This is a genomic window from Marvinbryantia formatexigens DSM 14469, from assembly GCF_025148285.1.
GTDB lineage: Bacteria > Bacillota > Clostridia > Lachnospirales > Lachnospiraceae > Marvinbryantia > Marvinbryantia formatexigens.
On sequence record NZ_CP102268.1, the window covers coordinates 3,744,707 to 3,758,366 of the forward strand.

General features: G+C 51.0%; 13 protein-coding genes. 10 read left to right on the forward strand and 3 right to left on the reverse strand.

Annotated features, from left to right (window positions below):
* Nucleotides 1-61: 61 nt before the first annotated feature.
* Nucleotides 62-586: a putative DNA binding domain-containing protein gene (locus NQ534_RS17495; RefSeq protein ID WP_006862513.1), complete on the reverse strand. Its 525-nt coding sequence runs from the start codon at nt 584-586 to the stop codon at nt 62-64.
* A gap of 123 nt (nt 587-709) precedes the next feature.
* Between NQ534_RS17495 and NQ534_RS17500 the strand changes: the two genes are divergently transcribed.
* The 3 genes from NQ534_RS17500 to NQ534_RS17510 all read left to right on the forward strand — a co-directional run bounded on the left by NQ534_RS17500 (nt 710) and on the right by NQ534_RS17510 (nt 3,851).
* On the forward strand, nt 710-2,431 hold the full coding sequence (locus NQ534_RS17500) for an AAA family ATPase (protein ID WP_006862514.1): 1,722 nt from the start codon (nt 710-712) through the stop codon (nt 2,429-2,431).
* 122 nt (nt 2,432-2,553) lie between these two features.
* Complete coding sequence (locus tag NQ534_RS17505; RefSeq protein WP_006862516.1) at nt 2,554-3,039, forward strand: acyl-CoA thioesterase; 486 nt, start codon at nt 2,554-2,556, stop codon at nt 3,037-3,039.
* A gap of 11 nt (nt 3,040-3,050) precedes the next feature.
* Nucleotides 3,051-3,851 carry a metallophosphoesterase gene (locus NQ534_RS17510; RefSeq protein ID WP_006862517.1) on the forward strand — a complete coding sequence of 267 codons (801 nt, stop codon included), beginning with the start codon at nt 3,051-3,053 and terminating at the stop codon, nt 3,849-3,851.
* Nucleotides 3,852-3,884: 33 nt separating this feature from the next.
* Here NQ534_RS17510 and NQ534_RS17515 read toward each other — a convergent pair whose 3' ends face one another.
* Nucleotides 3,885-5,240: an MATE family efflux transporter gene (locus NQ534_RS17515; protein ID WP_006862518.1), complete on the reverse strand. Its 1,356-nt coding sequence runs from the start codon at nt 5,238-5,240 to the stop codon at nt 3,885-3,887.
* Between the two features lie 229 nt (nt 5,241-5,469).
* On the opposite strand from NQ534_RS17515, the gene glf reads away from it, so the two are divergent.
* The gene (glf, locus tag NQ534_RS17520; RefSeq protein WP_006862519.1) at nt 5,470-6,570 is read left to right on the forward strand and encodes a UDP-galactopyranose mutase; all 1,101 of its coding nucleotides are present in this window, start codon (nt 5,470-5,472) and stop codon (nt 6,568-6,570) included.
* 18 nt (nt 6,571-6,588) lie between these two features.
* On the forward strand, nt 6,589-7,524 hold the full coding sequence (locus tag NQ534_RS17525; RefSeq protein ID WP_006862520.1) for a sugar phosphate nucleotidyltransferase: 936 nt from the start codon (nt 6,589-6,591) through the stop codon (nt 7,522-7,524).
* Between the two features lie 146 nt (nt 7,525-7,670).
* Here NQ534_RS17525 and rpsT read toward each other — a convergent pair whose 3' ends face one another.
* The gene (rpsT, locus tag NQ534_RS17530; RefSeq protein WP_040783764.1) at nt 7,671-7,931 is read right to left on the reverse strand and encodes a 30S ribosomal protein S20; all 261 of its coding nucleotides are present in this window, start codon (nt 7,929-7,931) and stop codon (nt 7,671-7,673) included.
* 257 nt (nt 7,932-8,188) lie between these two features.
* On the opposite strand from rpsT, the gene NQ534_RS17535 reads away from it, so the two are divergent.
* From NQ534_RS17535 to NQ534_RS17555, 5 genes are read left to right on the forward strand one after another with little or no spacing between them, the layout of a single operon-like run.
* Nucleotides 8,189-9,961, forward strand: coding sequence for an amino acid adenylation domain-containing protein (locus NQ534_RS17535; RefSeq protein ID WP_143115726.1), 1,773 nt, complete (start codon nt 8,189-8,191; stop codon nt 9,959-9,961).
* Nucleotides 9,958-10,800, forward strand: coding sequence for a GNAT family N-acetyltransferase (locus tag NQ534_RS17540; RefSeq protein WP_006862523.1), 843 nt, complete (start codon nt 9,958-9,960; stop codon nt 10,798-10,800). Before NQ534_RS17535 ends, NQ534_RS17540 begins: the two co-directional genes overlap by 4 nt.
* A 31-nt stretch (nt 10,801-10,831) precedes the next feature.
* Nucleotides 10,832-11,062: an acyl carrier protein gene (locus NQ534_RS17545; protein WP_006862524.1), complete on the forward strand. Its 231-nt coding sequence runs from the start codon at nt 10,832-10,834 to the stop codon at nt 11,060-11,062.
* 1 nt (nt 11,063) lies between these two features.
* Nucleotides 11,064-12,632, forward strand: coding sequence for an MBOAT family O-acyltransferase (locus NQ534_RS17550; RefSeq protein WP_006862525.1), 1,569 nt, complete (start codon nt 11,064-11,066; stop codon nt 12,630-12,632).
* On the forward strand, nt 12,619-13,644 hold the full coding sequence (locus NQ534_RS17555; RefSeq protein ID WP_006862526.1) for an SGNH/GDSL hydrolase family protein: 1,026 nt from the start codon (nt 12,619-12,621) through the stop codon (nt 13,642-13,644). The genes NQ534_RS17550 and NQ534_RS17555 overlap by 14 nt, the downstream gene beginning before the upstream one ends.
* Nucleotides 13,645-13,660 lie beyond the last annotated feature (16 nt).

Below are 13,660 nucleotides of genomic sequence, written 5' to 3' on the forward strand. Positions count from 1 at the left end.
TTTCCAAGTGGGTTTGATGAGATCATTATCGCATAAAAGCAGTTGCAAGTCAGTCTACGGATTATGGAGCATTTACCAGTCCTAAATGTTCCATCATCTCTGTTTTGCTATGTGGAACGACGCAGAATTCAACAAGCATCATCATTTTTGCAGTTTTATCTTGGATGTTGCCTGTGGTGGTAACTTGGGTGGTATCTGTGGTGGTAACTTGGGAGGTTGGTCCAACAGTTGCAGTCGCCACCTCAGACAGCGGGATTGTGATGCGGAACACATCTCCTTCTACGAACTGTGGCTCCCCACCGGAATACATCTTAGTATATTTATAGGTATTTCGCATACCAGACCCCAGTTCATCGGCAAGCCCTATCTCACGGAATACTTTTGAAATCGGCGGGTTCTTCTGAAACGGGTCGAATGTTGCAAGGTTTAAGATGCCATATCCATGTGAAAGGTTGGCGTTTTCGGTATATAGTTTATCCTTTTCAAGGACCATTTTGGCAACATACCCACTTGAAAAGTCCCGATGCATAAGAAGGTTCGAAACAATTTCACGGAGGATATGATCTCGTGCGCTGACACTCTGCATCCCTTCTAAATGGGAGTGAAAAATGTCTCTAAGACTGGCTTGCTATTCAACTGTCTGTGAGGTAAAATAAAGGCAGGATGTTCAGAAAAGATTGTGTCAGGCAGGAAAGGAGGATGGGATTGCATGCAGAAAAAGAAGCTTCCTGTTGGCATTGACGATTTTGGGAAACTCCGCAGGGAAGATTTTTACTATATAGACAAGACGGGGCTCATCCGGGATTTGCTGAATAACTGGGGAGAAGTTAATCTGTTTACCCGTCCGCGCCGCTTTGGAAAGACGCTGAATATGAGTATGCTGAAAAGCTTTTTTGAAATCGGGACGGACAGGACGCTGTTTGATGGACTGGCAATTTCACAGGAGGAGAAATTGTGTGAAGCGTATATGGGCCAGTATCCTGTTGTGTTTGTTTCATTGAAGGATGTTGAAGGCTTGCGATTTGAGGAGGCTAAAAAACGTCTTATAAAAATAGTGGGTACTGAGGCAGAACGGTTTCGGTTTTTGTTGGATAGTAATTGTCTGTCTGAGAACGAAAAAGAAAAATACCGTGCGTTAGTGGCGCTGGAAAAAGGTCAGTATAATATGGATGATATGATACTTACATCCAGTATAGCTTTACTGTCTTCCCTGCTTTGTCAGCATTACGGGCAGAAGGTAATTCTGCTGATTGATGAGTATGATGTGCCATTGGATAAAGCATTCCAGCATGGTTATTATGAAGAAATGGTATTGCTGCTTCGTGGTCTGTTCGGGCAGGCGCTGAAAACGAATGGATTCCTGCAATTCGCTGTCCTGACGGGGTGCCTGCGTGTTTCCAAAGAGAGTATTTTCACCGGGCTGAACAATTTTGATATCAATTCAATCGTTGATGTAGAACACGATGAGCAGTTTGGCTTTACAGATTCAGAGGTGCAGAGACTGCTGGAAGACTATGATCTGGAAGAAAAGTATGGTATTGTAAAAGAATGGTATGACGGATACCGTTTCGGCAATGCAGACATCTACTGTCCGTGGGATGTGGTTAAGTATACAAAAAAGCTGCTGGCAGACCCCTGTGCAGAACCGGAAGCTTTCTGGATCAATACCAGCGGGAATGATCTTGTAAAGCGTTTTATTGATAAGGCGGATAAAACGACACAGAATGAGATAGAGCGTCTGATTGCGGGGGAAGCGATAGAAAAAGCGGTCCGCCTGGATCTGACCTATAATGAGATTGACGCCAGCATAGACAACCTCTGGAGTGTCCTTTTTACTACCGGCTATCTGACACAGAAGGGCAGGGCGGTAAACGGCGTATACAGACTGGTGATTCCAAACCGTGAGGTGCGGGAAGTCTTTATACTGCAGATACAGGAATGGTTTAAAGTGTGTGTGGCGGGCGACAAAAAGCCGATGCATGCGTTCTGCCAGGCCTTTCTGAATGGAGAGGCGGAGAACATAGAAAAGCGGCTTAACATAATACTGAACCGGATGATCAGCGTCCTGGACACAAAGGCTCCCGATGATAAGAAAGAAAACTTTTACCACGGTCTGCTGCTGGGACTGCTTCGGAGTGAAGCGGAATGGCTGATTCTGTCTAATGCAGAGTCCGGCGATGGCTTCAGTGATATCATAATCGAGCCGGAAGATCCAGATGCGGGGATTGTCATTGAGGTAAAATATGCGCCGGACATTGCAGGACTGGACAAAGCCTGCAGGGAAGCACTGGCACAGATCAAGGATAAGAGATACGATGAAAAGCTGCGTAATGACGGACGGACAAAGGTGCTGGCTTATGGCATTGCCTTCTGCAGAAAGCGCTGCAAAGTGGTCTGCGGTAGGTCAGCAGCGCGGGAAAATAAAATTTAAAAAGAAAGCCTCCGCTCCGGTCTGAGGGAAAAACAGAGTGAAGCCGGATAAAGGTGGCGGACTGAGGCAGAGTAACCTGTTTTCAGTGGTATTCATTAAGAAATGCGGAGGAACCTGTGGTTATGGAAGAAGAGCAGCGGAGAATGAAGCGGGTGAGTGACTCGCAGGTGGAACAGTCGTATCTTCTGATGCCGCGTCATATCAATGGCGGTGGGCGCCTGTTTGGCGGACAACTGGTGGCGTGGATAGATGAGGTGGCAGGAATTGTGGGTAAGCGCCATGCGGAGTCGGATGTCGTGACGGCGTGCTTTGATAATTTGATTTTTAAGGCGGGTGCTTATCTGAATGATACAGTAGTTGTGCGGGGGCATCTTACCTATGTGGGAAATACTTCGATGGAAGTGCGGGTGGATACTTACCGGGAAGCATTGGATGGGACGAGAACGATGATTAATCGTGCGTATGTAGTGATGGTTGCGGTGGATGAAAAAGGAAAAGCACGACCGGTTCCGGGACTTCTGACAGAGGGAGAGAGCGCACGGGCAGAGTGGGAGGCGGCAAAAAAGCGGAACGAATACCGCAGACTGCGCAGAAAAGAGGGATTTTAAAATATAGAAAAATGAAAAATAAGTTTATTCTGACGGAATACACGGTGTCTGCTCCTCTGCCGGAAAAGCTGACAGTCGGTCTGATATCCGACCTGCATGAGGAGGAGCCGGAGGAGGCGCTTGCCCTCTTAAAGAAGGGCAGACCGGATGTGATTATGGTGGCCGGGGATACCTTTGAGCGGCATGGGGAGAGCAGGGACACTATGCGGACAACAAAGGAAGGAAGTCTGGAGAAGCTGCTGCGCGGGATACTGATGAAGGCGGATGATGTGCTGGAGCTGGTATTTGGAAAATATGAACATGATACGGAATATGCCTGGCGCTTCCTGCGGGAGGCGGGAAAAATCGCACCGGTATTTTTAAGCGTCGGAAATCATGAGTGGTACTTCCTGCCGGAGGATGAAAAGGTCATGAAGGAGAGCGGGGCAAAGCTGCTGGACAATGCGGATTGCCTGGTTTATATAAAAGGAATGGCGGTGCGCATCGGCGGACTGTCCACTGTGGCGGATGTGGAATGGCTGGACAGATTTTGCGCAAAGGACGGCTACAGGATACTGCTCTGCCATCATCCGGAATACTATGACGATTATTTAAAAGACAGAAATCTTCCGCTGATTTTGTCCGGTCATGCGCACGGCGGGCAGATACGGATAGGAAAGCAGGGGCTGTATGCGCCGGGACAGGGCGTTTTCCCAAAGTATACAAAAGGCATCTATGATGGCAGACTGGTGGTGACAGCCGGCGCCGCCAACACTGCCTCTGTTCCGAGATGGGGAAATCCCTGCGAGGTCGTGATGATACATCTGGGATGAACAACCCGGACTCACGTGATTACCGGGAACGAATCAGCCGGGCTGCCCTTTGCGTGACACACTGCGGCGGCTCGCTTTTTTATATATCACCCAGGCAACTGCCGAGGTAATCAGCTCCGCGATCCAGAAGGCGTGCCACACGCCGTTTACCCCAAGGAAGCGGCTGAGGAGGAGGGCGGCGGGAATGATAATGACGATATAGCGCAGCAGGGAGATGAGCAGCGAGGGTGCGCCCATGCCCAGTCCCTCCAGTGCACCGGCGGAGGTGACGGAGACGGAGGAGACGATAAAGCCCGCGCTGATGATGCGCAGCGCAGCGGCGCCGGTTTCGACAGTCTGCTCATTTGTGGTAAACAGCCCGATAAGCGTCTCCGGAACCGCCAGACAGCAGATTGTGCCGAGCACCATGATGGAGGCGCATAAGGTCAGCGTAAGCGTGTAAAGCTTCTGCACCCGCCGGTGCTCTCCGGCGCCGTAATTGTAGCCGATCAGAGGGCGCATTCCCTGGATGATTCCGTTGGCGGGCAGATACAGAAAATTCTGCAGCTTGTAATAGACGCCGAGAACCAGCACAGCATCCTGCGAAAAGGCGGCAAGGATGGCGTTGAGTGCAGACACCAGCAGGGAAGGCAGCGCCAGATTCAGAACGGCGGGGATGCCGATGGAGTAAAGCTTTCCGATGAGCTCCCGCGGAAACTGCAGGTTCCGGAAGCTTATCTTTACAGGGAGCGGCCGCGTAAAATAGATAATCAGATAAATCATCAGCGTCAGAACCTGCCCGATTACGGTTGCCAGGGCGGCACCGCTGATGCCAAGGGCGGGAAACGGACCGATTCCGAAAATCAGCAGCGGGTCCAGCAGGATGTTGGCAATGCAGCCGATCAGCATGGCGAGCATACTGACGGTCATTTTTCCAACCGCCTGGAAGAGTTTTTCAAAGCAGAGCTCCGCGGCGATGACAGCGGCAAAGCCGAAGGTGATGCGGGCATACTGCACGCCGGAGGCGATCACCTCCTGGTCGGACGTAAACAGGTTAAGAAAATGCGGAATGATAAAAATGCTGACGATGGATAACAGGACGCCGTGCAGCACACTCAGCAGCAGTCCGAGAGATGCTGCCAGGCTGGCGGTGCGCTGTCTGCCTGCGCCAAGATAAAAGGCAATGACGGCGTTGATGCCGACCCCGAAGCCGATGGCGGCGGCATTGATAAAATTCTGGACAGGATACACGAGAGAGAGCGCCGTCATGGCGCTTTCGCTGATCTGGGCGACGAAGTAGCTGTCAACGATATTGTAGAGCGCATTCACCATCATGGATAGTACCATAGGCAGCGACATCGACAGCAGCAGAGGCAGTACCGGGCGTTCTTTCATAAATGTCTGTTCCATAAAAATCTTCCTTTCTTAATAAAAATGCCGCATAACCATTGGATAATAGTTATGCGGCGAAAAATGGATTGCTCCAGAAAAATCCACATCATGTTTTAGTGGTACTATCGTAGCACCGACCAGGGAAGATGTCAAGGAAAATTAAATTGTACTTATTCGGGAAATTGATAGACAGGGGTAGAAAATTTGATTATAATAAAGACAGAGTGAGAAAACAAAGGAGAACGCAATGAATCATTACGATTATCTGATAGTCGGAGCCGGACTGTACGGCGCGGTGTTTGCACAGGAGGCAAAGAAGGCGGGAAAGACTGCCCTGGTGGTGGATAAACGTCCGCAGATTGCGGGAAATGTATACACGCAGGAGATGGAAGGGATTCATGTCCATGTTTACGGAGCGCATATTTTCCACACGAACAATAAGCGGGTCTGGGAGTATGTAAACCGGTTTGCGGAATTTAACCGCTTTACCAATTCCCCGGTTGCCAATTATCACGGGGAGCTTTATTCGCTGCCGTTTAATATGTATACCTTCAATAAAATGTGGGGCGTTGTGACGCCGCAGGAGGCGGAGCAGAAGATCGAGGAGCAGCGCAGAGCCGCCGGTATCACGGAGCCGAAGAATCTGGAGGAGCAGGCGATCAGTCTGGTCGGCACAGATATTTACGAAAAGCTGGTGAAGGGCTATACGGAAAAGCAGTGGGGCAGACCGTGCAGGGAGCTCCCGGCATTTATTATCAAACGGCTGCCGGTGCGCCTGACGTTTGACAACAACTATTTTAATGCGCTTTACCAGGGAATTCCGGTGGGCGGCTACACGAAGATGGTTGCAGGCATGCTGGAGGGCACGGAGGTGCGGCTGAACACGGATTACCTGGAGCAGAAGACGGAGCTGGATAAGCTGGCGGATAAAGTGATTTACACCGGTCCGGTGGACGCTTATTTCGGCTACCGGCTGGGCGCACTGGAATACCGTTCGGTGCGTTTTGAGACGGAGGTGCTGGATATGCCGAATTTCCAGGGAAATGCGGCGGTGAATTACACCGACAGGGAGACGCCCTGGACGCGGATTATCGAGCACAAGTGGTTTGAATTCGGCACACAGCCGAAAACGGTAATCAGCCGGGAGTATTCCTCGGAGTGGAAGCCGGGGGACGAGCCGTATTACCCGGTGAATGATGAGAAAAACGGGGCGTTATATGCGCAGTATAAGGCTCTGGCGGACAAAGAGGAGCACGTGATTTTCGGCGGCAGGCTTGGAGAATATAAATACTATGATATGGACGCCGTGATTGCATCCGCACTTGCCATGTGCGAAAAAGAACTGTAAAAGACAGGAGAAAATGCGATGAACAGTGAGAAGAGACGTACAGCGTTGGTTATTATGGCTGCCGGAATCGGGGCACGCTTTGGAGGCGGAATCAAGCAGCTTGCGCCGGTCGGACCCTGCGGGGAGATTATCATGGATTACTCCATTCATGATGCGATTGAGGCGGGATTTAATAAAATCGTTTTTATTATCCGCAAAGATATTGAAAAGGATTTCCGGGAGGTTATCGGAAACCGCATTGAGGAGGTCTGCCGGAAGGCGGATGTGGAGGTGGCATACACCTTCCAGTCACTGGAGGATCTGCCGGAGGGGGTAACTGTTCCGGAAGGACGCACAAAGCCCTGGGGGACGGGGCAGGCGGTGCTCTGCTGCAGGGATATTATCAAAGAGCCGTTTGCGGTGATAAATGCGGACGATTATTATGGAAAGCAGGCATACATCAGACTGCATGATTTTCTGCAGGAGTATTCTCCCGAAGAGCCGTACCGCTTCTGTATGGCGGGCTTTATTCTGAAAAATACCCTCAGTGATAACGGCGGCGTGACGCGCGGAATCTGCCGTGTGAATGAGAATGGCTTTCTGGAGGACGTGGTGGAGACGCATGATATCGTAAAGACTGCGCAGGGGGCTGAGGCGGATGGCGTCCCGGTGGACACCGGAAGTCACGTTTCCATGAATATGTGGGGACTGACGCCGGAGTTTATGGGATTGCTGGAAGAGGGCTTTACGTCATTTTTCCGCGACATTTCCGGGAAGGAATTAAAGGCGGAGTATCTGCTTCCGACATACATAGGAGAGCTTCTGCGCGAGAAAAAAGTGACGGTGGAGATGCTGGAGACGACGGATAAGTGGTTTGGCGTTACCTACAAGGACGATAAACCTGCGGTGATGGAAGCCTTTAAAAAGCTGATTGCGGACGGAGTATACCGGGAAGATCTGTTTTCCGATATGTAATGTCCGGGGGCATGTCAGAGCATATCACCTGGACGTTTTTGTCGTATGCATGGAAACAGAAAAAGAAAACCCCCGCCGGATGACGGACCGACGGGGGTTCTTTTTTGTTTCTGTAATATAAGGCAGGGCAGCAGTCCCCTGGCTTATTACATATTATTTACAAGCTTCGCTAAACGGGAAACTTTTCTTGCAGCATTATTTTTATGGTAAACGCCCTTCTTTGCTGCTTTGTCAATAACAGATGTAGCAGACAGCAGAGCCTCGCTGGCAGCAGCCTTATCCTGTGCGGCAACGGCAGCTTCTACTTTCTTTATAGCTGTCTTAACGCCGGATTTGATGGACTTGTTGCGCATAGCCTTTGTTCTGTTTACCAGAATACGCTTTTTCGCAGATTTAATGTTAGCCAATTCCCAGACACCTCCAAAATATTTTCCATTCGTTTTCATCTTAAAGTGTGTTATGTTAATCCCGGACACGGACGTTCTAACATACACATACTTCTATATTTTAGTGCATCCGGTTCGCCATGTCAATACAAAAATTATACTTTTTTATTTCAAAAATCCTACAAATTTGTTTCATTTTTCTCACATTTTTATCACAAGTATGTTATAATATGAGCCGAGGGAGAAACAGACCCAAAAAACAATCAGAGGATTTTTTTATGATTACGAATGTGTTGGATTATCTGGAGCGCTCGGCGGCGCGGTTTCCGGAGAAAACGGCTTTCGCGGACCAGACGTGCCGGGTTTCCTACCGGGAGCTTGAGAAGCGCGCAAAGGCGCTCGGCAGCAGAATTGCCGGATATGGTTACCGGAATCAGCCGGTGGTGGTGGCGACCAATCACTCGGCAGAGTGCCTTGTCACCTTTCTGGCTGTCGTATACAGCGGAAATTTTTATGTTCCGGTGGATGTGAAGCTGCCTGCGGCGCGTATCCGTGCGATTCTGGAGGTTACGCAGCCGGCGCTTGTCATTGTTCCGCAGAAGGAGATGGAGAAATTCCAGGAATTTGTGCCGGAGGATAAGCTGCTCATCCGCGAGGAGCAGCAGGGGCTGCAGGCGGATGAGGCGCTGCTGGCGGACATCCGGAGACGTCATCTGGATACAGACCCGCTGTATGTGATATTTACCTCCGGCTCTACGGGTGTGCCGAAGGGGGTGCTTATCTGCCACCGCTCGGTAATCGACCTTGCGGAGCAGTTTGCGGAAGCGTTTCAGTTTGATGAGACGGAGGTATTTGCCAATCAGGCGCCCTTCGATTTTGACGTGTCAGTAAAGGATATTTACTGCACGCTGCGCAACGCGGCGTCGCTGTACATTGTGCCGCAGGCGATGTTTTCCATGCCGAAGGGGCTGGTGCCTTATTTAAATGAGCATAAGGTGACGACGATTATCTGGGCGGTATCGGCGCTGAGTATCCTCTCATCCATGAAGGTGCTGGAAAAGAGCAGACCGCTTTATCTGAAGAAGGTGATGTTCTCCGGGGAAGTGATGCCCATGAAGGTGCTGAACGACTGGAAGCGGCAGCTCCCGGACGCCATGTATGTCAATCTGTACGGACCGACGGAGATTACCTGCAACTGTACCTATTATATACTGGACAGGGAGTTTTCCGACCAGGAGACGCTGCCGATCGGAGGCGCTTTTCCGAATACGGAGATTCTTCTGCTGGATGAGAAGGGACAGGAGGTGGCGGATGGAGAGACCGGTGAGATCTGTGTGCGGGGAACCTGTCTCTCGCACGGCTATTACCGCAATCCGGAGGCGACGGAGGCGGCGTTCAGACAGAACCCGCGCAACACATCATATCCGGAGAAGATTTATCATACGGGCGATTACGGGCGCAGAAATGAGCAGGGTCTGCTGATGTTTGCCGCCAGGCGCGACTGGCAGATCAAGCACATGGGGCACCGTATCGAGCTTTCGGAGATTGAAAGCGCCGTCAATGCGTTTCCGTGGATCGTGCGCTGCTGCTGCCAGTATGATGAGGCGAAGGGAAAAATTGTTCTTATCTACCAGGCAGAGGAGCCGTGCGACGGCAGGATTATCAGAGAGCTGCAGAATTATCTGCCCAAATATATGTGCCCGAACCGTCTTATCTGGATGAAGCAGATGCCGATGAACCAGCGCGGGAAAACAGACCGCGTATTTCTGAAGCAGAGGTTTATTGAACAGGCAGGAGAGGATCTGTGCAAAGAGGCGGTGCTGCTGGGCGGCGGCAAAGCGGCAGAGCAGTGGAAGCAGGCGCTGACCGGGCGGGGCGTTCACTGCGTGAGTCTGGATATGGAGGACGATGCGGCAGAGACGTATCTCTCCCAGATATGCACGCCCACGCTGGTCGGGGAGTTCTGCGAGGACTGCCGGCTGCCGCAGAGCGTGCTGGATAATCCCTATCTTTTCTTTGCAGAAGAGAAAGAGACGGGAGGTGAGGCATGATGGAGAAGATGACCTCCGCAGAGCTGTTTGGCGGACGGGTGAGGGAATTTAAAAAGAAAAACCGTCCGGTTGTCACCAACTGCTTTTTCGTGCCGTCCGAGGTGGAGGATATGGTCCGGCAGGAGAAGCTGTATGTGGAGGAAACGGAAGGCGCCCTCTGCATCCAGGTGCGGGAGACGTATTACAGCCGCCTGTACTATTACATGAGGGCGGACGCAGAGCTTCCGGCGCTTTCAGACTGGAAGCAGCCGGTGATTCTGGATACGGTGTTCCGCGGGGACGAGACGGCGGCGCTGGAAAAATGCGGGGTTTCCCGCTGGTGCGCGCACGGCTTTGCGCCGTATAAGCGTTATCGCAGAATGGAATGCGCAAAAGAGGACTTCTGCCCGCCGGCGGACCAGACGGAGAAGCTCGCCGCATATCCAATCGTGCCGCTTGCGCCGGAGGATTATCCGGCGGTGGCAGCGCTGTGGGAGAGCAGCCTGGATATTTACAGCACCCTGCTTCCGGGAGCGGCGGAGTTTGCCGGATACTGTGAAAAAAAGCAGGTAATCGGTATGCGGCTGCCGGACGGGACGGCGGGGGCGGTGATCATGGCGCTTCCGAAAGGAAAGACGGGTTTTATGCAGCACCTGGTCGTAAGCAGCGGCTTTCGCGGGCTTGGCATGGGAAGAACGCTTTTTTGCGGCGCGACGGAGTACCTTCTGACGGAAGGCGGCGCCAGTAAGGTGAATTTCTGGGTAGATGAAGAAAATAAACATGCTATTGCTATTTATCAGAAAATGGGTTATATATATGATGGGATTATCTCACGGCAGTTTCTGCTGAGAGAAAAATAAGAAAGATAACCAGAAAGAGGAGAGTAAACACATGGAACAGTTAATGGAAATTTTAAAGGAACTCAGACCGGATGTAGACTTTGAGGCAGAAAAGGCGCTGATTGACGATGCGATTCTGGACTCCTTCGACATTGTTTCCCTCATTGGAGAGCTGAATGACGCATTTGGCGTGGAAATCGAGTTTGAGGACATGGAGCCGGAAAACTTTAACAGCGCGGAGGATATGTACAAACTGATTCAGAGGCTGCAGCAGGAGGCATAAAATGACAGTCAATTCACTGTTCTTTTTGCTGTTTCTGGGCATACTGTACTTGGTGTATTATGTGGTATGTCCTCTGAAGTACCGCTGGATAGCGCTGCTGGGCGCCAGTGTGATTTTTTATGCACTGGCGTGCGCGGCGTCCCCCGTCTATCTGGTGCTGACCAGCATCAGCATCTGGGCGGCAGGAATCGGGATGGAGCGTCTGGAGCAGGAATGCAGACAGATGATCGCCGGGAAAAAGGATTCGGCGGCGGCACTGAAAAAGCAGTACAAAAAGAAGAAAAAAAAGATTCTGACGATCGCGGTCATTTTCAATCTGGGTATTCTGTTAATCTTAAAATACGGCGGGTTCTTTGCAGGAATCGGCAATACGCTGCTCTCCTTTACCGGCGTGCACATTCCTGTTCCAAAGTTTCTGATTCCGCTTGGTATTTCGTATTATACATTAATTGCGATTGGTTATCTGATGGATATTTATAAGGGGAAAATACAGGCGCAGAAGAATTATGCAAAGCTTCTTTTATTTCTTGCGTATTTTCCGCAGATGACCCAGGGACCGATGAACCGTTATAAGCCGATGGCGGCGCAGCTTTACGAGGGACATACCTTCGATTATCATAACTTTTCCTATGGCTGTCAGCGGATGCTGTGGGGATTTTTTAAGAAAATGGTAGTGGCGGACAATCTGCGCCCGGTTATGCAGAGTATTTTTGATAATTACGCGCAGCTGAGCGGGATTACCTGTTTCCTCGGCTGCATTTATATGACGGTCTGGATGTATGCGGATTTCTCCGGCTATATGGATATCGTGGCAGGCGCCTCGGAGCTTTTCGGAATCCATATAGAAGAGAACTTCCGGCGGCCGTTTTTTGCACAGTCGCTGGCGGAATACTGGAGACGCTGGCATATAACCTTAAGCTCCTGGTTCCGCGACTATATGTTTTATCCGCTGGCTGTTTCCTCGCCGGCTGCGAAATTCGGAAAGCTGGGGAGAAAATGGTTCGGAACGCGCGTGGGAAAGCTGTTCCCGTCTCTGTTTGCGCTGGTGTTTGTGTGGACAAGCACGGGACTGTGGCATGATGCGAGCTGGCGTTACATATTGTGGGGCGCGGCGAACGGCGTCTTTATCATGGGCGCCATGATTCTGGAGCCGTACTTTACAAAGGCGAAGGAATTTCTGCATATCCGGCAGGAGAGCAGGGGGTGGAAGTTGTTCTGCATCATAAGGACGTTTCTGCTGGTAAGCCTTCTGAAGGTATTTCCGGGACCGGCGGATACGGCGTCGACGCTGCAGTTTACGAAGAAGATTTTTACGGATATCCGTATGCCGGCGGGGTGGTCGGAGGTTCTTCCGGGGCTGTCGAAGGAGAACGTGCTCTTTCTTGGGTGCGCGCTGCTTCTGATGTTTGCGGTGGATCTGCTGCAGGAAAAGCAGCCGGTGCGCGATACCCTTGCGAAAAAACCGATGCTGGTGCGCTGGTTCTGCTATTTTGCAGTGCTGGGCGTGATTCTGGCAATCGGACAGTTTAACGTTTCGATGACGGGAGGATTTGCTTATGCGCAATTTTAAAAAGGTCTTCCCGCGCATCTGTGCAGTGCTGGCGTTTGTGATTATTTTTGAAAGCGCCGTGCGTTTTGCCTATGAAGACTGGGATACGCTGACGACCGTCTCCAGAACGGAGCGCAGAGAGCTGACGGGGACACTGGATACGCTTTTCTGCGGGACTTCGGTGGTTTACCGCGCCGTCAACCCGGTGACTTACGATGAAAAAATGGGGACAAGCAGCTACAATACCGCCACGGCCTCGCAGCCGGTGAAGGGAACCTATTATCTGATTCAGGAGGCGGTGGAGCAGAATCCCATTAAGGAGATTTATCTTGGCATCACGATCCCGACGCTGAAGGCGGAACGTCTGGACATCCGCTATGTGTCGGCATTTGAAAATATGCTCACCTGGAAATGGAAGCTGCGCTATCTGATGTCCCTGAAGAGCGAGCCGATTCTTACGACGGCGCTTTTCTATTCGACGCGCGTGGAGCATTATTACCAGCCGCGGCTGGTGCTGGAAAATGTGAAGAGCAAGCTGACAAATAAAAAGGCGCGGACCTACGGGCAGCGTGGCTTCCGCGCGTCAAATAAGGTCTATAAGGGCGGAGGCGGTTCTGAGAAAAACAGCGACGGGAATTACTGGGATGGTACACTTGGCGCAGAGCAGATTGAACCGGAGACGCTGGAATATCTGAAAAAAATTGCAGAGTTCTGTAAGGAAAAAGATATTAAGTTTACCATTTTTATCGCTCCGTGGACGCAGGATTATATCGACGGGGCGGGCGACCTGGATGATATGAACCGCGTCTGCCAGGAGCTGGCGGAGGAGCTGGATATTGACTTTTACAATTTTCTTCTCTACAAAAACCGCCAGGAAGAGTTCGGAAACGATAAGTTTAAGGACACCCAGCACTTTAATAAAAAGGGTGGAAATACGTTTACGGACCTTCTGGCAGAGGTGGTAGCGAGTGAAAATCCGCAGGAATATTTTTATGACAGCATGGAAGAATTTGCGTATGCTCCGGGCAACTGACGGCGGGAGGAGCGGT